This window comes from Pseudomonas sp. GM80, assembly GCF_000282515.1.
Lineage (GTDB): Bacteria > Pseudomonadota > Gammaproteobacteria > Pseudomonadales > Pseudomonadaceae > Aquipseudomonas.
In genome coordinates, this window is sequence record NZ_AKJD01000055.1 from 1 (window position 1) to 23,403 (window position 23,403).

At 60.8% G+C, this 23,403-nt stretch carries 21 protein-coding genes and 1 tRNA gene; 12 read left to right on the forward strand and 10 right to left on the reverse strand.

Annotated elements, in window-relative coordinates:
- The 7 genes from PMI37_RS08640 to PMI37_RS08670 form a co-directional block, all read right to left on the reverse strand.
- The coding region (locus tag PMI37_RS08640; protein ID WP_008079964.1) for a glutamate mutase epsilon subunit at window positions 1-920 on the reverse strand (920 nt) is incomplete at its 3' end.
- 3 nt (window positions 921-923) lie between these two features.
- Complete coding sequence (locus PMI37_RS08645; RefSeq protein WP_008079965.1) at window positions 924-2,420, reverse strand: hypothetical protein; 1,497 nt, start codon at window positions 2,418-2,420, stop codon at window positions 924-926.
- Window positions 2,417-3,655 carry an ATP-grasp domain-containing protein gene (locus PMI37_RS08650; protein WP_008079966.1) on the reverse strand — a complete coding sequence of 413 codons (1,239 nt, stop codon included), beginning with the start codon at window positions 3,653-3,655 and terminating at the stop codon, window positions 2,417-2,419. The genes PMI37_RS08645 and PMI37_RS08650 overlap by 4 nt, the downstream gene beginning before the upstream one ends.
- A 41-nt stretch (window positions 3,656-3,696) precedes the next feature.
- Complete coding sequence (locus tag PMI37_RS30930; protein WP_008079967.1) at window positions 3,697-4,152, reverse strand: cobalamin B12-binding domain-containing protein; 456 nt, start codon at window positions 4,150-4,152, stop codon at window positions 3,697-3,699.
- Window positions 4,149-5,393, reverse strand: coding sequence for an MFS transporter (locus PMI37_RS08660; RefSeq protein WP_008079968.1), 1,245 nt, complete (start codon window positions 5,391-5,393; stop codon window positions 4,149-4,151). The genes PMI37_RS30930 and PMI37_RS08660 overlap by 4 nt, the downstream gene beginning before the upstream one ends.
- Window positions 5,386-6,459, reverse strand: coding sequence for an LLM class flavin-dependent oxidoreductase (locus PMI37_RS08665; protein ID WP_008079969.1), 1,074 nt, complete (start codon window positions 6,457-6,459; stop codon window positions 5,386-5,388). Before PMI37_RS08665 ends, PMI37_RS08660 begins: the two co-directional genes overlap by 8 nt.
- Before the next feature lie 65 nt (window positions 6,460-6,524).
- Window positions 6,525-7,454, reverse strand: a complete 930-nt coding sequence (locus PMI37_RS08670) for an asparagine synthetase A (RefSeq protein ID WP_008079970.1) — start codon at window positions 7,452-7,454, stop codon at window positions 6,525-6,527.
- Window positions 7,455-7,693: 239 nt separating this feature from the next.
- On the opposite strand from PMI37_RS08670, the gene PMI37_RS08675 reads away from it, so the two are divergent.
- The 9 genes from PMI37_RS08675 (at window position 7,694) to PMI37_RS08715 (ending at window position 15,898) form a co-directional block, all read left to right on the forward strand.
- On the forward strand, window positions 7,694-9,007 hold the full coding sequence (locus PMI37_RS08675; protein WP_008079986.1) for an MFS transporter: 1,314 nt from the start codon (window positions 7,694-7,696) through the stop codon (window positions 9,005-9,007).
- 50 nt (window positions 9,008-9,057) lie between these two features.
- Window positions 9,058-10,452: an amidase gene (locus tag PMI37_RS08680; RefSeq protein WP_045123070.1), complete on the forward strand. Its 1,395-nt coding sequence runs from the start codon at window positions 9,058-9,060 to the stop codon at window positions 10,450-10,452.
- 98 nt (window positions 10,453-10,550) lie between these two features.
- The gene (locus PMI37_RS08685) at window positions 10,551-11,885 is read left to right on the forward strand and encodes an OprD family outer membrane porin (RefSeq protein ID WP_045123074.1); all 1,335 of its coding nucleotides are present in this window, start codon (window positions 10,551-10,553) and stop codon (window positions 11,883-11,885) included.
- Between the two features lie 97 nt (window positions 11,886-11,982).
- Window positions 11,983-13,671 carry a vWA domain-containing protein gene (locus PMI37_RS08690; RefSeq protein WP_008079989.1) on the forward strand — a complete coding sequence of 563 codons (1,689 nt, stop codon included), beginning with the start codon at window positions 11,983-11,985 and terminating at the stop codon, window positions 13,669-13,671.
- Window positions 13,672-13,700: 29 nt separating this feature from the next.
- Complete coding sequence (locus PMI37_RS08695; protein WP_177323303.1) at window positions 13,701-14,282, forward strand: RNA polymerase sigma factor; 582 nt, start codon at window positions 13,701-13,703, stop codon at window positions 14,280-14,282.
- Window positions 14,279-14,863 (forward strand): hypothetical protein, encoded by a 585-nt coding sequence (locus tag PMI37_RS08700; RefSeq protein ID WP_008079992.1) that lies wholly within the window; start codon window positions 14,279-14,281, stop codon window positions 14,861-14,863. Before PMI37_RS08695 ends, PMI37_RS08700 begins: the two co-directional genes overlap by 4 nt.
- A 20-nt stretch (window positions 14,864-14,883) precedes the next feature.
- Entirely contained in the window at window positions 14,884-15,150 is a 267-nt protein-coding gene (locus PMI37_RS08705) for a hypothetical protein (protein ID WP_177323302.1), read from the forward strand.
- 140 nt (window positions 15,151-15,290) lie between these two features.
- Complete coding sequence (locus PMI37_RS08710; RefSeq protein ID WP_008079996.1) at window positions 15,291-15,590, forward strand: type II toxin-antitoxin system Phd/YefM family antitoxin; 300 nt, start codon at window positions 15,291-15,293, stop codon at window positions 15,588-15,590.
- The gene (locus tag PMI37_RS08715) at window positions 15,587-15,898 is read left to right on the forward strand and encodes a type II toxin-antitoxin system RelE/ParE family toxin (protein ID WP_045123071.1); all 312 of its coding nucleotides are present in this window, start codon (window positions 15,587-15,589) and stop codon (window positions 15,896-15,898) included. Before PMI37_RS08710 ends, PMI37_RS08715 begins: the two co-directional genes overlap by 4 nt.
- A gap of 68 nt (window positions 15,899-15,966) precedes the next feature.
- Here the strand turns inward: PMI37_RS08715 and PMI37_RS08720 are convergent.
- Window positions 15,967-16,043 (reverse strand) — tRNA-Arg (locus PMI37_RS08720).
- Between the two features lie 432 nt (window positions 16,044-16,475).
- Between PMI37_RS08720 and gabD the strand changes: the two genes are divergently transcribed.
- The 3 genes from gabD (at window position 16,476) to PMI37_RS08735 (ending at window position 20,732) form a co-directional block, all read left to right on the forward strand.
- Window positions 16,476-17,918 (forward strand): NADP-dependent succinate-semialdehyde dehydrogenase, encoded by a 1,443-nt coding sequence (gene gabD / locus PMI37_RS08725; protein ID WP_008079999.1) that lies wholly within the window; start codon window positions 16,476-16,478, stop codon window positions 17,916-17,918.
- 187 nt (window positions 17,919-18,105) lie between these two features.
- A complete protein-coding gene (gene gabT, locus PMI37_RS08730) occupies window positions 18,106-19,383 on the forward strand; it encodes a 4-aminobutyrate--2-oxoglutarate transaminase (protein WP_008080000.1) in 1,278 nt (425 codons plus the stop codon).
- Window positions 19,384-19,520: 137 nt separating this feature from the next.
- The gene (locus tag PMI37_RS08735; RefSeq protein WP_008080001.1) at window positions 19,521-20,732 is read left to right on the forward strand and encodes a response regulator; all 1,212 of its coding nucleotides are present in this window, start codon (window positions 19,521-19,523) and stop codon (window positions 20,730-20,732) included.
- 161 nt (window positions 20,733-20,893) lie between these two features.
- Here the strand turns inward: PMI37_RS08735 and PMI37_RS08740 are convergent, their stop codons facing one another.
- On the reverse strand, window positions 20,894-21,883 hold the full coding sequence (locus PMI37_RS08740) for a GGDEF domain-containing protein (protein WP_008080002.1): 990 nt from the start codon (window positions 21,881-21,883) through the stop codon (window positions 20,894-20,896).
- Window positions 21,884-22,117: 234 nt separating this feature from the next.
- A complete protein-coding gene (desA, locus tag PMI37_RS08745) occupies window positions 22,118-23,299 on the reverse strand; it encodes a delta-9 fatty acid desaturase DesA (RefSeq protein ID WP_008080012.1) in 1,182 nt (393 codons plus the stop codon).
- Between the last annotated feature and the right edge of the window lie 104 nt (window positions 23,300-23,403).

Genomic DNA, 23,403 nt, shown 5'->3' on the forward strand with positions numbered 1-23,403 from the left:
GGCAGGTCGCCGCCGGCCACGTCGGCGGCCATGCGCAGGGCGTCGAGGTTGTCGTCGACGGACGGAATCTGCCGCGACTCGGCGACAGTCTTGACGATCAGCCGCTCGCAACCGGCGGCGCGGGTCAGGCGCGCGCTGTCGCAAATCAAGCGCCGCGCGCCATGGTTGGTCGTCGGAAACACGCCCATGTAGGAATACACCACGACATGCCAGTGATCGCCGTCCAGATACTCGGCGGCCAATTCGCGCAGGGCCTGCAAGGCGCCGAAATCCTGCTCCATCGAGGTGCCCTGGGCATAACTGAGCGAAACCCCGCGAACCCCGTGCTGGCGGAAAAACAGCGCTTCGAGCAGTGTCATCGCTATCAGTAAAGAGGGCGGGCACAACTGCCCCAACAGGCAGCCACCAAAACTCTCGATATGCGCATGCTCGGTCGCGCCCGCCAGCAGCTGACAACTTTCGGCCCAGGCGCTGACCGCCTCGGCCAGCGGCAAGCGGCTGTACGGCATGCAATACGACACCGGGCCGCCTTCGGTAGCGTCGAGGCCCAAAGCGGCCAGGCGCTGGAACACATTCTGCGGTTTGGCGGTGCCGTGGCGGATCTGGATCGGAAAGTCTGCGCCATACAGCCCGGCGAGCATGCTGCGCACCGCTTCGATCGGGTGGCTGATGATCGGGAAACCGTTCATTGGCGCCGAGCTGTTGAGGCACTGCAGCGCGCTCTGGTAATCGCCGACCCGCGTGTAGCTGTCGAGGGTGATGGTGCCGATGGCCGCGCAGGGCAGGGCGGCGACACTGGCCAGCCCGGCGCGCATCTGGCCCAGCGCGCCAAAGCCCATGCGCGGCTGCACCACCAGCTCGTCGCGGGCGCGGGCACGCTCGATGAATTGTTGAAAATGGCCGCCGCTGAACGCTGTCATGCGTCAGCGTCCCGAGACCAGTTCGACCACGGTTTCGCCGGTGGCCGGGTCGTAGCGACTGATTCGGCCTTTGTGCGGATCGCCGGCACGAACCCGGGCAATCAGCGTCGCGTCGCTGTCGAAATCGATCCGTTGATGCGCGTACAGGCTGCGCAAGGCCGGCAACGGCAGGCCGCTGACCTCGGTCAGCCACTGGCTGAGGGCCGGCTCGTTGTGTTCGCCGGCGAGGATCCGGTGCAGGGCATCGAGGTTGCCCAGGTGCTGCGCGTGGCACAGCCCGAGAAAGCTTGAAAGCTCACGGCCACGGTCAACGAACGGGGCAAACTGCATGCACACCAGTTGCGCCTCATCGAGGCCGAACGCCTGCACGGCGAAGCGTGCGGCGAGATCGCGGCGAGCCTGCATGCCCTGTTCGTCGGCATACGCGGCCATGGCCAGATCGATCAGGCGCTGCGGCATTTCCTTCTTGCGCATCAACGCCTGCGCCAGTTCAAGGTATTCGGCAATGCCCTGGTTGTAGCGGCGGCCTTGTGCGTACTCGGCCTTGAGGCCACGAAAGTGCGCCATCAACATCGGGTTGGCACAGTCCGATTCGGTGAAACTGAACGCCAGTTCTTCGAAGCGGAAATCGAGAAACTCGGTGATCAGTTCCCAGTGATCCTCGACCTTGTAGCTGACCAGATCGTAGATGCTGACGAACTCCGGATCAGCATGCTCATCACCGCACGCGACGCGTCGTTCCTCGCGCTGCTGATCGAAACCTTCACCGAACAGCTCGACAAAATAGCTTTGCGCCACGCCGTCCAGCGCTTGCAGCAGGCCGCGAAAACCCTGGCGGCGGCATTCATCGACATTCAGGCCCAGACGCTGCGCCAGGCGCATGATCCAGGTGAAATAGTGCTTCTGTTCCTTGCGCGAGTCGCCGGTGACGACGGCATCGACGCCGCCCTGCCACCATGCCGCCCGCCCATAGAAATCGGCCACGGCGAGGTTGCAGCTGTTGCAGAAGGTCGGTCGCCCGTCACCGGCGGTGCGATGGCCGTTCATCAACACGTCGAAACGGTTCATCGCCTGCACATCGTCCGGGAATGGCAGGTGGCGCTCGAACGGCCGGATCTGCTGATGATCGACCACCAGCATTTCCACGCGCGGATCGTCGAACAGGTGCAAGGCGCGGTAGACCCGGTCGATGTTCGCCATCACCGCATCCGGCACACCGGCGTGGCGCATGTTGGCGATGCGCAGCTGGAACGTGCGGCCATGCAGCACCGACAGGTGCAACTGCGTGGCACGCAGCATGGCCACGGTGTAGGAGCTGTCCTTGCCGCCACCGTAGGCGACCATCAGTTTGTAGTCGGTCAGCCCGTCGAGACCACCCGCCGCATCGATCAGACGTTCGCCAATAGTTGCGACGGCGCGGCGTTCATCGGCGCGCAGGTAATGATTGAGCTGACCCAGCAACGGCTCGTCGTTCCAGGCTTGGGAGGTATTGGCGTTCATAGCGGTTCTGCCTGGAATTGGAACGTCTGGGTGGTGTGGTGGATGTCGCGTTCAGTTGCGTCTTCACTGCCACCGACAAAAATGAAGCGGCCGCTGTGCAGCGCGTCGTAGCTGCCGCCGGCTTCGAGGATCTGCCCGGGTTCGGGGAGCAACTCGCGCCACAGATTGGGCACGGTGTCGCGCAGCGATTGCGCCTGCACGACGCGGCAGGGCAACTGTGCCGGTTTGGGGATGACCAGCCAGCCGCCACTCGGGTCTTGGTCGTTCGCCGGCAATGGCACTTGCTCGCCGGCCAGGCGGCGCAGCCAGTGCTCGTACAGATTGACCCCGAAGACCTTGTTGATCAGGTGCGGGACTTCGCTGCCGCCGACCCGCGCACCGATTTCGAGGAACACCAGCGAGTCGTCCGGCTCGACGAAAATCTCCAGGTGAAACGCGGTGCAGCGCAAATTCAGCGCGCGCAGGATCTGTTGGCTGAACGCCTCGATCCGCGTGCGCAAGGGCGACGCCTGGACAATCACCGAACCCAATGGCTGCGCCTTGGCAAAATCCAGGCAACTGTTGATGTAGCGCGAGACCACTTGAAACGGCACGCTGCCGTCGACATCGGCGAAGCCGTCGATGTGGTAGGTCTGGCCGTGCATGAACGCTTCGATCTCGTAACGCGAGAGGTCGAGGGTGTCGAGCAGGTTGCGCAGCGCCGCTTCGTTTTCGACCTTTTCCACGCCCATGCTGGCGGCACCGTCGACCGGTTTGACGATCAGCGGAAAACCGATCTCGCGGGCAAAGTGCAGGGCCTGTTCCGCCGATTGGCAGCGCGCAAATGCCGGCACCGGCAGGCCCTGGGCCTGAAGAATTTCCTTCATGCGGGCCTTGTCGCGGTACACCGCCACTTCGTCCGGCCCGTCACCGGGAATGTTCAGGGTCTGGCGCACCCGCGCGGCGATTTCCAGGGTGAACTCCGACAGCGCGATCAGTTGATCGACCGGGCCCACCCGCTCGATGACTTGCTGAACCGCACCCAGCAGCTGCTCGTATTGATTGACGTCGCTGACCTGCACCTGATGGGCGATGTGCTGCGCCGGGGCAAGCACGCCTTCGGCGCCGGGGGCATCGACCACGTAGCTGATGCGGTGTTGTTGATGATCGAAGAAGTCTTCGTAGCGAGTCAGTTCGTTGTCCCAGCGGCGCTCATCACGAAAGCGCGGCCAGCGGTTGACGATAACGATGTGCATCGTGGATATCCTTGATTGAGCGAAGTCAGCCGTGGTGGGGATCAGCCCCAGGACGGCACGCTAACGGCGGGTGCAGGTTCGGCGTCGGCTGGCGCATGCAGCGTGGCCAGGTAACCGCTGAAGGATTCGATCGCGTCGGGGCCGACAAACACCTGGTGGTAGCCGGCCTCGATCAACGGTTGGCGAACCGCCAGGGTTTCATCCTCGGAGGTGGTCAACTTGCCGCCGATCACGCAGGGCAGGTGCGGGTGCTTCTGGCGTACCTGGCGAATCAGCTCCAGACCTTGCGAGTACCCGTGGCCATTGACGCTGCTGACCACCAGCAGTTGGGTGCGGCGCTGTTCGAGCGCATTGAGTACGACGTCGATCGGGGTGCAGCTGCCAAGGTTTTTCACGTTCAAACCATGCTCGGCGAGCCACAGTTGCAAATACACCAGGTTCCACATGTGCGAGTCGGACTCGACCGTGGCAAGCACGCAGTGCGGCAGGGCTTTCATTGAGACGCCTCCATGGCGAGCGACGGACCACCCAGGGCCAGTTGAAAGCGCCGGGTGGTCAGGATGAACAGCAAAGTGCCGGGGATGGTCAGCACCAGTGCCAGCACCAGAATCAGCACCTGCGCGCCGTAGACGTGGCCGACACTGGCGGTCAACAGGCCGCCCAGCGGGTAGGACAGCAGGTTGACCAGGTAAAACGGTCCCATGACTTTGCCCAGGTGGGCGCGGTCGATCGCTTTGATGCGCTGCGTACGGTTGAACACGTTGAACAACGCACAACCGGCCATTGCCAGCAGAAAGCTCAGGGCATACAGCAACACGCCGTTGGCCACGCCCATGCAGATCAGGCCCAGACACAGCAAGGCAAAACCCAGCGCACCGAGTCGATAAATCGACATGCGCGCCAGCAGGCGCGGCACCAGAATGAAGTTCAGCAGCCCGAGCGCGCCGGCCCCGGCGTTCATCAGGCCAAAGACACCGTCGGCGGCACTGAACACCCCACTGATGACAAACGCATTGGCGCTCAGCACCGCGGCGAAGGCCAGGTTGATGGTGAAATTCAGCCCGGCCAGGGTCAGCACCGGTGGATTGCCAAGCAACAGCTGCCAGCCGAGGGCCAGGTCTTTGAACACGCTGCTCGGGCCGCTGGCCGCCGTGCGCGCCGTGGGCAGCCCGCGCCAGAACAGCGCCGCGGCAAACAGTGCCACCGCCGCCAGGCCGAGCAGCCAGCGCTTGTCGGTGTACATCGCCAGGCCAGCGGCGAGTGCCGGACCGAGTGCCATCGCGAGCAATTCCATGTTCTGCACCAGCGACTGACAGTGCGCGAGACGCTCGGGACCGGCGATCAGCGGCACGCTTTTTTCAACCGCCATGCGCACCGGCGCCATCAACACTGAAAGCACGATGCCGTTGCCGATCAACGCCCAGATCATCCACTGCGGCTGGTACCAGCAGATCCACAGCGTGACGCCCAGGCTCAGCGCGCGCGCCGTGTTGGCCGTGCGAAACAGCAGACGGCCGCCAAAACGGTCGGCCAATAACCCGGCAAACGGATAGGCAATCAGTGCCGGCAGCCATTCAAGGGCAAACGCGACGCCGGAATAGCGCACGTTGCCGGTCAGTTGATAAATCATCAGCGGCACAGCAAACAGCACGGTCTGTTCCGCCAGCAAGGCGCACAGCAGACCGGCACCAAACCAGCGGATGGCGCTATGGCGGGCATCGGCGCGGACCTCAGGCATGATCGCGATCCCAGATCGTTTCCAGTTCGCGCAGGTAAGGCAGCACGTACTTGCAGAAACGGCGCATTTCGTCGCGGGTTGGCCAGCCGGAGAAAATGAACTCGCTGACGCCGACCTTTTTGTATTCGAACAAGTACTCGGCGACTTCCTGATAACTGCCGACCACGCACAGCGCCGGGCCGCCGCGATACGCCACCGCCCCCGACCAGAGCATCGGCGACAACCAGTCGTGCTGCGCCTTCTCCGCCAGGCGGAACGAGGTTTTCACCGCTTCCGAATCGCAGCGTCCGACAAATTCACGGACCCATTCACGATGCTGTTCGTCAGGGTTTTCCATCATGCTTTCGACAGCCGCCAGCGCTTCTTCGCGGGTTTCGCGAGCCAGTAAGTGCATGCGGATGCCGACCGAGCAGCCCGATTCCAGAACAGTGCGGCTGGCCTCGGCAATACCTTCAGGCGTATCGCCGTAACGCAGCCAGCAATCGCTGTGTTGGATGGCGATCTGCTGGGCGATGTCCGAAGCGCCGCTGAGGTAAATACGCGGGCGCTCAGCGTCTTTGAACGGCAGGCCCAACTGGGCTTTTTCGATGCGGTAGTGCGCGCCGTGATAGGTCAGCGGCGATTCGCCGTTCCAGAACCGATGCAGGATGTCGAGGAATTCGCCGGTGCGTTCATAGCGTCCGTCGTGGGCCACGAAGTCGCCGTAATAAGCTTGCTCGTCCGGCGAAATACCGGCCACCAGGTTGAGCGAAATGCGCTTGTCGGACATCCACGAAACCGTGTTGACGATCTGCGTAAACAACGTCGGCGGCACCAGGCCGGGACGGTAGGCGAGGATGAATTTGACCCGCTCGGTTTCACGCACTAGCGCGCCAATCATCGGCAGCGGATCGGGCATGTGATAACTGATGCCCATCAACAGCGAGTCGATACCCAACTCATCGGCTTCCTGGGCAAAGTCGACGATGCCGGCAAAATCGAGAGCGCCGGTGTTGTATTTTTCCGAGGCCTTTTGCTGACCGCTGTCCAGCGGTGAGCACCAGTGAATGCGCAGTGGTGCAGACATTGTGTTTCTCCATGGCACAGCCTGCCGCCGCCGGAGCGGGAGCAGGCGAGGGCAATCAGTGCGGGTCAGAACAGGAAGCTGGTACCGACGGTGCGGTCGAACAGCGCGACGTCGCGGATGCGGCGTTTGCCGCAGATGAACTTGAGCAGACGCTCGATGCCCAGGCCGCCACCGGCGCTTGGGTGCAGCAAGCCGCGACGGGCGACTTCCAGGTAGTTGGCGAACGGCTCAAGGTCCATCGACAGTTCGTTCATGCGGTAGACGATCTGTTCGTATTCGAATTCGCGCTCGGCGCCCGACAGGGCTTCGCCGTAGCCATCGGGATAGATCAGGTCATAGTTGTTGTAGGTCCCGCGCTTGCCCGGGGTTTCGCGATCGTAGAATTCGCGGCGGTAGTTGGTGACGAAGAACGGCGTGTGCGCTTGCGCCGACATGATCTTCTCGAAGTCGTCACCATGCTCGGCGCGCAACGCGTCGGAGCTGTAGATCGGGAACGCGGTGGCGAAGTGCGGCAGTTGCCGGCCGAGTTGCGCCAGTTCGGTGGCGCAGTGTTGGCTGACTTCGCTGAACACGTGCTTGATCAGGCCTTCGATCAGGGCCATGACCTGGTGCATGTCGCCGTCGCGGATCTCGAAATCGAACTGCGAAAACTCCAGCAAGTGGTTTTCGGAATCCTTGATCTCGGCTTTTTCCAGGCGAATGTTCGGCGCCACGATAAAGATCTTTTCGTGACCCTTGGCGGTCAATGCCAACTGCTTGTGGAAGATCATGCTCGCCGTCAGTTTCAGGCGTCGTTCTTCGTACTGGATCTCGGCCGGATACACCGCGTGGTTCAGTGGATCGGTGATCGGCGACATCAGGATCGGCATCAACTGTTTGAAGTCGCGCTCCAGCAAATATTGCTGCAAAGCTTGTAGGACGCGGCCCCGGATGATGGCAATGGATTCTATGTCTGGATTAGCAAAATCGACGAAGTTACGGGTAATTTCTTCCATGATTGGCCAGATATTCAGGGAGTTAGGGAGGCCCTGATTATTGTTTAATCGAACGAAAACTCAATGTACAGATTTCGACTAAAAAGCAGCACAGAGCTCGGGTTTGGTTGTCCGACGACGCTTTTGCATGGACGATATCGCGCTGCTGAAATTGATCGGGTGGCGCACCAGTGGGCAGGTTCCTACAGACCCTGTCAGCCGGCGCCGCTCTCTCCAGTTCGTCTATTCAGAGTTCGCCCATGACTGCCCTAAATGGCTCGCGGCCCCACCAGTTTTCCAGGTCTGACTACAAGACCCTGGGCCTCGCTGCGCTCGGTGGCGCGCTGGAAATCTACGACTTCATCATCTTCGTGTTTTTTGCCCTGACCTTAAGCCAGTTGTTCTTTCCGCCAGAGATGCCGGAATGGCTGAGACTGCTGCAAAGCTTCGGCATTTTCGTCACCGGTTATCTGGCGCGGCCGCTGGGCGGGATCCTGATGGCGCACTTCGCCGATCAGTTGGGCCGCAAGCGCGTGTTCAGCCTGAGCATCTTGATGATGGCGTTGCCGTGCCTGCTGATCGGCATCATGCCGACCTACGAGCACATCGGTTATTTCGCCCCGCTGTTGTTGCTGCTCTTGCGCGTGCTGCAAGGCGCTGCGGTGGGGGGTGAAGTGCCGAGTGCCTGGGTGTTCGTCGCCGAGCATGCACCTGCCGGGCATCGCGGTTACGCTTTGGGGTTTCTCCAGGCCGGACTGACCTTCGGCTATTTGCTGGGGGCGCTGACCGCGACCCTGCTGGCGCAACTGTTTACCCCGGCGGAAATCCTCGATTACGCCTGGCGCCTGCCGTTTCTGCTCGGCGGATTGTTCGGAGTGATCGGCGTGTGGTTGCGTCGCTGGTTGAGCGAAACGCCAGTGTTCATGGCCTTGCAGGCACGCCGTGAAGCCGATGCCGAACTGCCGTTGCGCACCGTGCTGCGTGAACACCGCGGGATGTTGCTGCCGGCGTTCATTTTGACCTGTGTACTGACCTCGGCCGTGGTGGTGTTGGTGGTGATCACCCCGACCGTCATGCAAAAGAGTTTTGGCATGACCCCCAGCCATACCTTTGGCCTGAGCAGCCTGGGCATCGTCTTTCTCAACATCGGCTGCGTGATTGCCGGCCTGATCGTTGACCGCATTGGCGCCTGGCGCACGGTCAAGCTGTACAGCGTGCTGCTGCCGATGGGCATCGCCGTGCTTTATGGCTGCCTGATCAGCGGCGGCAACTGGCTGGGGCTGGCGTACGCGTTGGCGGGCTTGAGCTGTGGTGTGGTCGGCGCAATACCGTCAGTGATGGTCAGCCTGTTTCCGGCGCACATCCGCGTGTCGGGCATTTCCTTTACCTACAACATTGCCTATGCCCTGTGGGCGAGTACCACGCCGTTGCTGCTGATCGCGTTGATGCCATGGAGCCCTTGGGTGTGCGTGGCGTACTGCGTGGTGATGGGCGCGGTGGGTGTCGGCTGTGCGACCTGGTTTGGCGGGCGTGAGCCTGGCCAGACCGCGTCGGCAATGGTCGCGGAGCGTTGAGGCAAACGATGCAGAGTGCGCACCTTGGACTTGGCACGGATGGCTACTGGATGATGGAATTACACGAATTACCGGCGACCCAACTGCTGGCCCTGTTCGCCAGTCGCGAGTTGTCTCCGCTGGAGTATTACGATCACCTGCTGGCCCACATCGAACGGTGGGAGCCGAGCATCGGTGCGCTGTATGCGTTCAATCCACAGCGTGTGCGCGAGCAGGCGCGGGCGTCGAGCGAGCGCTGGAGCAAAGGCGCGCCGCGCGGCTGGCTCGATGGTGTGCCGGTGACCCTCAAGGAACTGATCGCCACCCAAGGCGACTGCATTCCTCAAGGGTCGCGCGCCAGCAGCCTGATTGCGGCAACCGCAGACGCGCCACCGGCCGCCCGCATGCGCGAGAGCGGGGCAATCATCCTCGGCAAAACCACGGTGCCGGACTTCGGCATGCTGTCGTCGGGACTGTCGAGCTTTCATGGCATCACACGCAACCCCTGGGACATCCGCTGCAACCCGGGCGGTTCGAGTTCCGGTGCGGCAGCAGCGGCGGCAGCCGGTTATGGCCCGCTGCATGTCGGTACCGACATCGGCGGATCGGTACGGCTGCCGGCGGGCTGGTGTGGCCTGGTAGGGTTCAAGCCAACGCTGGGGCGAATTCCGATAGACCCGTATTACACCGGCCGCTGTGCCGGGCCGATGACCCGCACGGTGGATGACTGCGCCTTGATGATGGGTTATCTGGCGCAGCCGGATGCTCGCGATGCGACCAGCCTCGCCGCGCAGGCGCTGGACTGGAACCTGCAGGCACCGTCGATGCAGGGCTTGAAAATCGGCTTGATGCTCGACCCCGGTTGCGGCTTCCAGCCCGACAACGAAGTGTGTGAGGCGGTGCGGCAGGCTGCACGGCTGTTCGAGGCCAATGGTGCACAGGTGGCGTTGATCGGGCCGGTGATGGATCGCCGTTTGCTCGACGGCCTCGATGATTTCTGGCGGGCCCGGCAGTTGTCGCAACTGCAAGCCCTGAGCACGGAGCAACGCGCCAAAGTCTTGCCATACATCGAGGATTGGGCGGCGCCGGCGGCGAAGATGAGCGCGGTGCAAGCGGTCGAAGGTTTCAACCAGACGTTCGAGATTCGCCGACGCTGCGCGGCGGTGTTCGAGGATCTCGATCTGGTGTTGTCACCGACCAATCAGGTCAGCAGTTTCCCGGCCGAATGGCCTTCACCGGGCAACGATCCGCGCCAGCCTTTCGAACACATCGTGTTCACGGTGCCGTGGAACATGGGCGAGCAACCGGCCCTGTCGATCAACTGTGGTTTCACGTCTGAGGGCATGCCGATCGGCTTGCAGATGATTGCCCCACGCTTCTCCGATCAGTGGTTGCTGAAGTGCGCCAAGGCCTATGAAAACTGGCGCGGTCCGATCAAACACTGGCCGTCCGCACCACCCCGCTGAATCCCGATGGTTGTGGTACACCGCACGAGCCTCTGGTGCTTGCGGCGGTGCACCTTCTTTTTGCAGGCGTTCCGATGAAATCACATGCAGTTGGCGCGATGGTCGCGATGCTGGCGGTTGTTCCGCCCGGCTGGGCCGCCGAAGCGGTCACTGCGCAGGATCAGGCCACGGGGCTGCTGGACGGCAGCCACCTGAGCCTCAACTTGCGCCACTACTATTCCAATCAGCACACCCAGCGCAGCACGCACCTGGTGATCAAGAAAAACGGCGTCGCCGAGCCGACCCGCGAGCGCATCACCTGGGTGCAGACCGGCATGCTCAATTACAGCTCCGGTTACACCCAGGGTTGGCTGGGCGTAGGGATTGATGCGGCATTGTTCAGCGCGGTCACGCTTGAGCGCGGCCATGGTGCAGTGGCCAACGGTGGTGATCGTGTGCTGGTCGACAGTGATGGCGACGCCGTGCCGACCTGGAGCCGCCTGGGCGTGGGGGATCTGAAGCTGCGCGTTTCGAGCACCGAACTCAAGGCCGGCCGGATGCTCACGGAAAATCCGATCCTGCGCTACAAGGACAACCGCGCCTTGCCGTCGACCTTTCAAGGCGTTGCGGTCAACAGCAACGAATTCGACTGGCTGGCGCTGCAAGCCGGCAGCTTCGAACGCGCCATCCCGCGCACCGGCAGCGGTAGCGAACGGCTGACCACGACGTTCGGTAATCGCGCCTACAGTGGTTCGCGTATCAGCTACGCCGGCGGCACGGCGACAGCCCCGGCCGGGCTGACATTCAGCGCCTATGGCTCGCGCTTCGAAGACATGTGGCAACAATATTATCTGGGCGCGACGCACCTGGTCGGCAATCGCGCAGACCTGGCGCTGAAAACCAGTTTCAACTATTACCGCACCCGCGATCAGGGCGAACAGCGCCTGGGTTTCATCGACAACGATGCCTACAGCCTGGCGGTGACGGCCGCCCACGGTGCCCATGGCCTGACCGCAGCGTGGCAACAAGTGTTTGGCGACGAATACTTTGACTATGTGTGGGAGTCCACGGGCAACTACATGGCCAACTCGCTGTACTCGGACTACAACGGCCCCAACGAAAAATCCTGGCAGTTGCGCTACGACCTCGATCTGGCCAGCTATGGCGTGCCGGGCCTGACCGCCAGCCTCTGGCACGCCAAGGGCTGGGGCATCGATGGCACGCATTACAGCGGCGACCGCGACGGCCACAACACCGGCTACAACGTGCGCGGGCTGGATGGCGCCAAACACGATGAAAACGGCTTGATGGTCGCCTACGTCGTGCAGTCCGGCAGCCTGAAAAACACCGTGTTGCGCAGCATTGTCTACAACCATCGGGCCAGTGGCGGGCAGATTGACGGCAGCTACGACGAGTTCCGGCTGGTGGCGAATGTGCCGTTCAATCTGTTCTGAAAAATCCGCGAAAATTTTTTCAGCAGAGTTAACCCGAACCGCAAGGGCTGGCCGTCTCAGTGGATGAATGCTCAATTTCATCCCGAGGTCAGCCCCCATGTCCCTTCCTCTGCCTTTCCTGCGCCCCGTTGCGGTCGGTGTTTTGCTGGCCCTCGGTGGCTGTGGCGTTTCCTCGCATCCGGAGTCGGCCGCCGTGCCAGCACCGGCGCAGCCTGAAGAAGCTCAGGTTCAACACGAAGCGGTCATGGCCGCAGGCTCGATGGCCAAGCGCTCGGCGCGTCCGGCACCGATCGCCAGTTTCGCGGCGATGCCCGCCGCCGACAGTTATCCACAGGGCTATCGCGACGAGTCGCGCGAGCAGTATCAAACACTCGCCGACAACCCGATCCACAGCGTTGCCGAAACGCCGGTTTCAACCTTCAGTGCCGACGTCGACACCGGCGCCTACGCCAACGTGCGCCGTTTGCTCAATCAAGGGCGGCTGCCGCCGGAAGGCGCGGTGCGCCTGGAGGAGATGGTCAATTACTTTCCCTACGACTACGCATTACCCAGCGATGGCTCGCCTTTCGGCGTGACCACTGAGCTGGCCGCGTCACCGTGGAACCCGCACACGCGCCTGCTGCGCATCGGCATCAAAGCCTCCGATCGGGCCGTGGCGCAATTGGCGCCGGCCAACCTGGTGTTTCTGGTCGACGTCTCCGGTTCGATGGATCGCCGCGAAGGGCTGCCGATGGTCAAAAGCACGCTGAAGTTGCTGGTTGATCAATTGCGCGATCAGGATCGCGTGTCGCTGGTGGTGTATGCCGGTGAGTCGAGGGTGGTACTGGAGCCAACTTCCGGACGCGAGAAAGCCAAAATTCGTACAGCCATCGAGCAATTGACCGCCGGCGGCTCGACCGCTGGGGCCTCCGGCATCGACTTGGCTTATCAAATGGCCCAGCAAGCCTTTATCCCCAAGGGCATCAACCGCATCCTGCTGGCCACCGACGGTGATTTCAACGTCGGGGTCAGCGACTTCGACAGCCTCAAGCAAATGGCTGTGGATAAACGCAAAACCGGGATCTCGCTGACCACCCTGGGTTTTGGTGTGGATAACTACAATGAACACTTGATGGAACAACTGGCCGATGCCGGCGATGGCAACTACGCCTACATCGACAACCTGCGTGAGGCACGCAAAGTGTTGGTCGATCAACTCGGCTCGACCCTCGCCGTGGTGGCGAAAAACGTCAAGTTGCAGGTGGAGTTCAACCCGGCGCAGGTCAGTGAATATCGCCTGCTCGGCTACGAAAATCGTGCCTTGAAGCGTGAGGATTTCAGCAATGACAAAGTCGATGCCGGCGAGATCGGCGCAGGGCACACGGTGACCGCGCTGTACGAAATTGTCCCGGCGGGCGAAAAAGGGTGGCTGGAACCGCTGCGCTACGGTAAATCAGCCCCGGTTGTTTCCGGCAAAAACGGAGAATTGGCGATGCTGCGTGTGCGTTATCAACAGCCTGAAGGTGGGAAAAGTCTGCTGATCGAGCGGCCGATTTCCGATCAAGTCGTAACCGCCAGTGAAGATCTGCGTTTTGCTGCGGCGGTCGCAGCGTTTTCCCAGCAACTCAAGGATGGCCGCTACACCGGCGACTTCAGCCTGAAGGACACCGAAACACTGGCCCGTGGCGCGCGGGGCGATGATCGCTTTGGCTTGCGTAACGAGTTCGTGCAACTGGTGGAACTGGCGCAGAGCTTGCGCGCCTCGACCGTCGCGAATGCGTTGCCCACTGAGCGACGGATTGAATAGTGAGTCGTCTGAAGGGTTTTATCAGCCAGCTGTTTGCCTCGGCAGACAGCTCAACCGCCAGCAGCGATGAAGCGCTGCTGGCGCGTTATCGCGAGGGCGACGGCGCGGCGTTCGAGATTTTGTACGCCCGTCATCGTCTGGGTTTGTACCGGTTTCTGCTCGGCTTGAGCGGCAAAGCCGAACTCGCTGACGAAGTCTTTCAGGAGACTTGGTTGAGCCTGATTCGCAGTAGCAGTCAGCCACAAGGGAGGGCGACTTTTCGTACGTGGTTGTTCCAGATTGCCCGCAATCGTCTGATCGATCACTGGCGCAAGCATGGCGCCCAACAACCGCTGCACGACAGTTACGACGAGCAGGCCCACGCGGTCAGCGACGACACCAACGATCCTGCACAATTGCTCAGCCTCAGCCGCGACAGTCAGCGCCTGGACAGCGCCCTGCAAATCCTGCCGGCCGACCAGCGCGAAGTGTTTCTGCTGCGCGCCCACGGCGACCTCGACCTGGCACAAATCGCCAGCCTCACCGACACACCGCTGGAAACCGTCAAAAGCCGCTTGCGCTACGCCCAGCAAAAACTGCGTCGGCTGCTGGCCGAGGAGGTACTGACATGACTGACGCCCGCCAGACACCCGAAGATCCGCTGATCAGGCATGTGCGCGAACAGCACAACGCTGAACCGCCAGCGCATATCGATGCGTACATTCTCAATGCCGCACGCGGCGAAACTCCAACGCCAAAGCCAGGCCGGTGGCAACGCTGGCTCGACGCCTGCCGCCAGCCGCGCTGGCAAGTCGCGTTCGCCAGCCTGGTCGGCGTCGCGCTGATGTTGTCGCTGGTGCAACGCACGCCTGAACCGCAGCCGCAATTCGACTACGCTCCCCCAGCTCCGGCGCCACTGGCGCGCAAACACGCGCCCGAAGCCTTGAGCGCTCCCGCTGGCGCCATGTCCGCTCCTGCGCCCATGGCGGAAATGGCCGCGCCGATGCAAAGCCAGGCGATCAGCGCCGATGAAGCCAAACTGAGCAAGCGCGCCGCCGCACCGGCCAATGGCCTCGACGCACAATTGCGCGAAGTCCTGCGCCTGCGCGAATCCGGCCAGTCGCAAGCGGCCGACAGCCTGTTCAACAACCTGCACAAACGCTACCCGAACGCCGACCTCGACGCGCGACTCGAACAGTTGCAGAAAAAATGACCCCCTGAACCCTCAGCCATTTGGCATTGCCCCGCAAAAACGCGCACTATCGGGCCATTGCCAATACGCTGGAGGACAACGTGGCATCGAAAATTGACCGCATCGCCCAACTCCTCAACTGCCCGGAAAAGGGCGAAGAGATGCGCCGCGCGATTACTGAAGCACGCAAGGAATTTCTGCTGAACCAGCCGGAAGAAGATGTCGTTGAGGAAGACGAGGTTTTTGAGGAGGTTGAGGGGGAAGAAGATGACGATGAATATGATGAGTTTGACTGGACGACGGAGTAACCCCCGCTCTGGCAGACTCTGGTTTTAATTTGTAAACACACTCGCTGTCCTGATTTCTTTACGCAGATTCATAAGCATTGACCCCCCATCTCTAAAAAGGGCACTATAAAGTACTTTTTTATGTACCTTTTGGAGCCGCCATGGAGCAGTTGCTTGCTAGTCGTTCGGTAAGTATTACCGAATTGAAACGGAGCCCGAGTACGGTGATTGAGCAGGCGGGCTCAGAACCTATTGCCGTTCTCAATCATAATCGTCCCGCTGCCTATCTGTTGGCGCATGCGACTTATCAGGAGTTGCTGGATCGCCTTCGAGCTGCCGAGTTACGCGAGGCGATTGCGGCCAGTCGAAATGATCCCCGTCCGGCCATAGCCGCTGACACTGTATTCGATGAGCTTGATGCGCTTATAGATGATGTTGAAGCTGAGCAAAATCGTTTATGAGGCAGTTGTTTTTTTCCGCGCTTTCACGGGAGGATTTGCAGCAGATTGCCCGCTTTATCGCTCGTGATAATCCCCGGCGTGCACGTTCTTTCGTTGGCGAGTTACGCGTACGGTGTGATTACTTGATCACTCAGCCTAATCAAGGCATTTCGCGAGAGGATTGCGCCAAGGGTCTGAAAATGATCACTCACGCTCGTTATTTGATTTTTTACTCGATCGTGGAGGGAGACGTTCAGATAGAGCGGGTTTTGCACAGTGCGCGAGATCTTGCCCGATTGTTTGAAGCTGTAGGTCGTGAGCCTCAGTAAACTTGAAATGCAATCGCCCACAAAAAAGCCCCGGACCATCACAGTCCGGGGCTTTCTCGTTTAATCAATGGTGCACCAGGCGGGATTCGAACCCACGACCCCTGCCTTCGGAGGGCAGTACTCTATCCAGCTGAGCTACTGGTGCAGCGGGCGACATCATACCTAGGTCGGCTCGGGGCGTCCATGCTGGGGTTTGTCAGTGCGCGTGTCCGCTGAAATCACTGTATTCCTTAAAGCTGTAACGTCCTGCAAAACCCTCGCTTGGCGCTTTCACGGGACTGATCTATGGTTCTGTTGCCGCGAGGGCTTTTTGCTCGTTGATCTGAAAATTTCCACAAACGCGGCGTTTTTGTTCTTTTTTTCGAACGACCTATTGTCCTTTACCCCCTTTGATCCTACGATCCGTTTGAGATTTCAAACGCTCTTAGGCTGGGTGTTGCAGCGCTGGTGGTTCGAAACGTCCACGCTTGATGCGCCACACCCGGTCACTGATTTCCCTGACGGCAGCCTTGCGAGGCGCCTTTCTACAATCATAATTTGCTCCGCGCAGGCCGCGGTGCTGTTAAGGAAAGCCGACATGCAGCTTAAAGACACCCAGTTGTTCCGCCAGCAAGCCTTTATTGATGGCGCTTGGGTTGATGCGGACAACGGTCAGACGATCAAGGTCAATAACCCGGCCACCGGCGAAATCCTCGGTACCGTGCCAAAGATGGGCGCCGCCGAAACCCGCCGTGCCATTGAAGCGGCCGACAAGGCGCTGCCAGCCTGGCGTGCGCTGACCGCCAAAGAGCGTGCCGGCAAGCTGCGTCGCTGGTTCGAACTGATGATCGAGAACCAGGACGACCTCGCGCGCCTGATGACTCTCGAGCAGGGCAAGCCACTGGCCGAAGCCAAAGGCGAAATCGTTTACGCCGCTTCGTTCATCGAGTGGTTCGCCGAAGAGGCCAAGCGCATTTACGGTGACGTGATTCCGGGTCATCAGCCAGACAAGCGTCTGATCGTGATCAAGCAGCCAATCGGCGTGACCGCCGCGATCACCCCGTGGAACTTCCCGGCGGCGATGATCACCCGTAAAGCCGGCCCGGCTCTGGCCGCTGGTTGCACGATGGTGCTCAAGCCTGCTTCGCAAACGCCGTTTTCCGCTTTCGCCCTGGCCGAACTGGCTCAGCGTGCGGGCATTCCTGCGGGCGTGTTCAGCGTGGTGTCCGGCAGCGCCGGCGACATCGGCAGCGAGCTGACCAGCAACCCGATCGTGCGCAAACTGTCCTTCACCGGTTCGACCGAAATCGGTCGTCAGCTGATGGCTGAATGCGCCAAGGACATCAAGAAAGTCTCGCTGGAACTGGGCGGCAACGCGCCGTTCATCGTGTTCGACGACGCGGACCTGGATAAGGCCGTCGAAGGCGCGATCATTTCCAAATACCGCAACAACGGCCAGACCTGCGTCTGCGCCAACCGTCTGTACATTCAGGATTCGGTCTACGACGCGTTCGCCGAGAAGCTGAAAGTGGCTGTGGCCAAACTGAAGATCGGCAACGGTCTGGAAGACGGCACCACCACTGGCCCGCTGATCGACGAAAAGGCCGTGGCCAAGGTCAAGGAACACATTGCTGACGCCGTATCCAAAGGCGCCACCGTGCTGGCTGGCGGCAAGGCGATGGAAGGCAACTTCTTCGAGCCGACCATCCTCACCAACGTGCCGAAAAATGCTGCCGTGGCCAAGGAAGAAACCTTCGGCCCGCTGGCACCGCTGTTCCGCTTCAAAGACGAAGCCGAAGTGATCGCGATGTCCAACGACACCGAGTTCGGTCTGGCTTCGTACTTCTATGCGCGCGACCTCGGTCGTGTGTTCCGTGTCGCGGAAGCGCTGGAATACGGCATGGTTGGCGTCAACACCGGGCTGATCTCCAACGAAGTCGCGCCGTTCGGCGGCATCAAGGCCTCGGGCCTGGGCCGTGAAGGCTCCAAGTACGGCATCGAAGATTACCTGGAAATCAAATACCTCTGCCTGGGCATCTAAAGCCGAGAAAGGGATCGTTGCAAACGCAAAGGGCACGAGAGCGCTGCCCCTTTGCGTCGTTTCAAAACCGGAATTTTCTCTGCGGCCGGGAACGCTGTGGCAGTCGATCATCGCATGCTGCCACCGTCGCTTCCTCCCGCTTAATCCTTGAACCACGCCGCCCGATGAGCGGCGAATGAGGACTGTAATGAGCAAGACTAACGCTGAACTGATGGCCCGCCGGACCGCAGCTGTTCCACGTGGTGTTGGCCAGATTCACCCGATCTTCGCTGAATCGGCAAAGAACGCTACCGTGACGGACGTTGAAGGTCGTGAGTTCATCGACTTCGCCGGCGGTATCGCTGTATTGAACACCGGCCACGTGCACCCGAAAATCATCGCCGCCGTGACCGAACAGCTGAACAAGCTGACCCACACTTGCTTCCAGGTGCTGGCTTACGAGCCGTACGTAGAAGTGTGCGAAAAGATCAACGCGAAGATCCCGGGTGATTTCGCCAAGAAAACCCTGCTGGTCACCACCGGTTCCGAAGCGGTAGAAAACGCCGTGAAAATCGCCCGTGCCGCCACTGGCCGCGCTGGCGTGATCGCTTTCACTGGCGCCTACCACGGTCGCACCATGATGACCCTGGGCCTGACCGGTAAAGTCGTGCCTTACTCGGCCGGCATGGGTCTGATGCCTGGCGGCATCTTCCGCGCGCTGTACCCGAACGAACTGCATGGCGTGAGCATCGACGACTCGATCGCTTCCATCGAACGCATCTTCAAGAACGACGCCGAGCCGAAAGACATCGCCGCGATCATCATCGAGCCTGTACAGGGTGAGGGTGGTTTCTACGTCGCGCCGAAGGAATTCATGAAGCGCCTGCGCGCGCTGTGCGACCAGCACGGCATCCTGTTGATCGCTGACGAAGTACAGACCGGCGCTGGCCGTACCGGTACCTTCTTCGCCATGGAACAGATGGGCGTTGCTGCCGACTTGACCACCTTCGCCAAATCCATCGCGGGCGGCTTCCCGCTGGCCGGTGTTTGCGGCAAGGCCGAATACATGGACGCCATTGCTCCAGGCGGCCTCGGTGGCACCTACGCCGGTAGCCCGATCGCTTGCGCCGCTGCGCTGGCAGTGATGGAAGTGTTCGAAGAAGAAAACCTGCTGGATCGCTGCAAGGCAGTCGGCGAGCGTCTGGTCACTGGTCTGAAGGCTATTCAGGCCAAGTACCCGGTGATCGGTGAAGTCCGCGCGCTGGGCGCGATGATCGCCGTCGAGCTGTTCGAAAACGGCGACAGTCACAAGCCAAACGCTGCCGCTGTGGCATCGGTTGTGGCCAAAGCGCGCGACAAGGGTCTGATCCTGCTGTCCTGCGGCACCTACGGCAACGTTCTGCGCGTACTGGTACCGCTGACCTCGCCGGACGAGCAACTGGACAAAGGTCTGGCGATCATCGAAGAGTGCTTCTCCGAGCTCTGATCTCCCCGTGTGACCTGATCGACAAAAAACCCGCTTCGGCGGGTTTTTTTACGCCCCTTGAAACACATCGAGCGCTTTAGCACTGTATCGAATGGCCAGCATTGGCTAAGGTTCAGGCATTGCAAGGGAGAGCGCGCATGACTGCCGTTGAATTACCCGCCGTACCGCGAGTGTTGATTGCCGAGGCTGACCCGTGGTCGCGCGACCTGCTCAAACAAGTATTGCTGAACGTGCGTTGTGATGCGCGGCTGGATCTGTGTGCCGATGGGCAGCAAGCCATGTCGATGCTCAGCGAAATTCCGTATGACTTGGCTATCGTCGATTGGGAGCTGCCCGGCGTCGATGGTTTGAACGTGCTGCGCAGCGTGCGCCAGCGCAAACGCAATCCGCCGCTGCCGTTCATTCTGATGAGCAGTCGCAATGACAGCGCCAGTGTGCGCGAAGCCATTCCGTTGGCGCCGACGGCGTATCTGACCAAACCGCTGAACATGGAAAGTCTGACCGCCCGTTTGCAGGGTTTGCTGCTCAATGCCGGGGAAGAGGTGTTCTGCGAAGTGCCGGCGCTGGCGCCGGGCATGACCTTGTCGGTGTTTCTTGAGCGTCGCCGTGAGCAAGCCGATGGCGCGCCGTTGATGACCGACGTTCAAGTGGCCGTGAAGCGCAGCCTGAATCCCAATGGCCTCGACCTGAAGCTGCTGGAAGATGAGATAAAAACCGATCCGCAAATCACCGCAGTGTTGATCGCGGCGGCCAACAGCGCCGCGCAGCACCATGGCGCGCCGGTGCAGACATTGGCTCAGGCGCTGCATCGACTGGGCACCGGGCAGAGCATGAACCTGATCCTCGGCTTGGCGCTCAAGCGCAGTGCCAAACTCAGTGATCCGTGTCTGGCCGACTATGCCGAGCGTTATTGGGGCTTGTCGCTGCACACCGCTGAATACGCGCGCACCTTGGCGCGCTTGCTCGACCTGGATCAGGAACGCTGCTATTGCGCGGGCATGCTCCATCGGCTCGGTGATCTGGCGCTGTTGCGCTGCTTGCAGGAGTGGCAGCAGGCCGGTGGTGAGCTGGATGAGCTGGAGGAAGTCGGTGAGGCGCTGGCTGAGTTTGGTGCGGCTTATGGTTCGGCCTTGCGTACACGTTGGCGTTTGCCGCTGGAATTGCGGGAGTTGATTGCCTCGGTCTACCAGCTCGGCGGCGGGGTCTATTCACGCGAAGCACTGGTGATGAACATGGCGGCGCAGATGGCGCGCCTGACCGAGCATGAAGGCGTTGAGGAGCTGGCGAAGAGCCGCACGGCGCGGCTGCTGAAGATCGGCTTGCCGGAGCTGATGCGGATGCGTAAGTAACCCGCCCACACCTTTCTTAAGAGTCGAGCCTTTGTGGCGAGGGGATTTATCCCCGTTGGGCTGCGCAGCGGCCCCTCTTTTGATTTAAAAAAGCAGGGGACTGCTGCGCAGTCCAGCGGGGATAAATCCCCTCGCCACAGGTCGCATTTCAAATCGAATATTCAGGCAGAGATGATGCGGTTCTTGCCCTGGCGCTTGGCCTCGTACATTGCCGCATCCGCACGGGCGAACAGGCTGTCGAGGTTCTCGTCATCTTCGGTGAGGCTGGTCAGGCCCTGGCTCACGGTGATAGCGAAGGTCTGGCCGTCGTGGTTGAAACTCAACCGCTGAATCTCCTGCTGCAACCGTTCAGCCACCTGCATCGCCATGTCCGGCGCACAACCCGGAAACACCGCAGCAAATTCTTCCCCGCCAATGCGTCCGAACAGGTCGCCGCGGCGCAACGATCCACGCCCGCACTCGGCAATCCGTTGCAGCACGTTGTCGCCTTCAGGGTGGCCATAGGTGTCGTTGATCATTTTAAAATCATCGATATCCAGCAGCAGGAACGCCATCGGTGAACCTTGCAGACGCGCCTCGTCGAACTCGCGGTTGGCGCATTCGAAGAAGTGACGGCGGTTGCTGCTTTGGGTCAGCACATCAGTGGTCGCCAGACGATGCAGTTCGGTTTCCATCTGCTTCTTGTCGGTGATGTCCTCGGCAATGCCGACGATGATCACCGGCTGTCCGGGCTCGTCCTGACGATTGATAAAGCATTTGTCGCTGAGCCAGCGCACTTGGCCGTCGGCGGCGATGATCCGGTATTCGCGATCTTCCACCGCGCCCTTGTGCAGGACTTCGGCAAGGCTGCGTTCGGCGTATTCGAGGTCGTCGGGGTAGATGCTGTCGCGCCACTGGTTGTAGTCGGCGAGCAACAGGCCGGCGGAACGGCCGAAAATCCGTTCATAGGCGGGGCTGACGTACAGCACCTGACGGGTTTCCCAGTTGAAAGCCCAAAGCACGGCGTTGACGCTGACCAGCAGCGAGCTGAACAGCTGCTCGCGTTCGCTCAGGCGGGCGACTTCGCCTTGCGCGTGCATCAACGCCATAAGGGTTTGCGCGGCCTCGGGCCACTGCGGGAAGGATGAGTCTTTTTGGTTGTTATTGACCATCGGCACAAGTCTCAAAGGGCGTGCCGCAATCGACAACGGCCACAGTACAGCCCGCCGGGATGGCGAAGTGTCTTTGAGATAGGGGATTTTGGGCGAAGTTCCCGGTGTTTAGCGGATACTGCCAAGCGGCCATCGCTGCACGCCTGTAGGAGCTGTCGCGTGAAACGAGGCTGCGATCTTTTGATTTCAACAAACAGAAACAAAGGATCGCAGCCTGCGGCAGCTGCTACACCGTCAGGCGGTGGGGCGTAGAGAATAGGTTTTCAGTTGGCCGGCAAAGTCGCGCAGGGACTGGATGCCGCTGGCTTCTGCTTCGTGAACCCACTCTTTGATGGCCGCGAGCATATCGTGGCCGTTTGCGCTGGTCTTGACCCAGATCTGCTGCAGGGCCAGACGTTTTTCGTAAATTACCTTCAGCGCCTGGCTGTGCTCGAGCATGTTCTGGATACGCAAGTGGTGACGATCTTCAAGCAGGCTGGTTTCCCGCGACAGCAGACGCTTGGCGCGGTGGAACTGGTGACGTACCGAATGATCGACCTTGGCCAGCTCTTGCTTGACCAGCGGGCCGATCACCAATTTGCGGTACTGGGCCATGATCTGGAAGCGGTTGTTGAGGATCGCCATGGCGGTGTCCATGTCCAGACTGCCTTTGCCTTCCACGCGATGGGCAATCGGTGCGACACGCTGAACCTTGGCCAGACGCAGGAAACTGAAGACTTTGATCCACGCCCAGCCGAGGTCGAACTCCCACTTCTTCACCGACAGCTTGGCCGAGTTAGGGTAGGTGTGATGGTTGTTGTGCAGTTCTTCGCCACCGATCAGGATGCCCCAAGGCACCAGATTGGTCGCCGCGTCGCGGCATTCGAAGTTGCGATAGCCGACCGCATGGCCGAGACCGTTGATTACGCCGGCGGCCCACACCGGGATCCACATCATCTGGATCGCCCAGATGGTGATGCCGATGGTGCCGAACAGCAGCAGGTCGATGACGCCCATGATCGCCACGCCCAACAGTGGGTAGCGGCTGTAGACGTTGCGTTCGATCCAGTCTTCCGGGCAGTTCTTGCCGTAGATGCGCAAGGTTTCCGGATTCTGCGCTTCGGCGCGGTACAACTCGGCGCCGGTACGCAGTACCGTGGACAAACCCTTGATGACCGGGCTGTGCGGGTCGTCTTCGGTTTCGCATTTGGCGTGGTGTTTACGGTGGATGGCGGTCCACTCGCGGGTGTTCTGCGCCGTGGTCAGCCACAGCCAGAAGCGGAAAAAGTGTTTCAGGCCAGCATTCAGCTCCAGGGAGCGATGGGCCGAGTAACGGTGCAGATAAACCGTGACGCCGACAATTGTCACGTGGGTCATCAGCAGGGTGACTGCGACCAGAGACCAGGCCGACAAGCCAAGAAAACCTTCGTACCACATAGGCTATAGGGCCCTCGATAAAGATAAAAACAGCCGTTGCATTATCACTAAGCACACAGATAAAACCAGTCGCCCTTTCAGATAAGAGTCGCTGGATGTTTCTT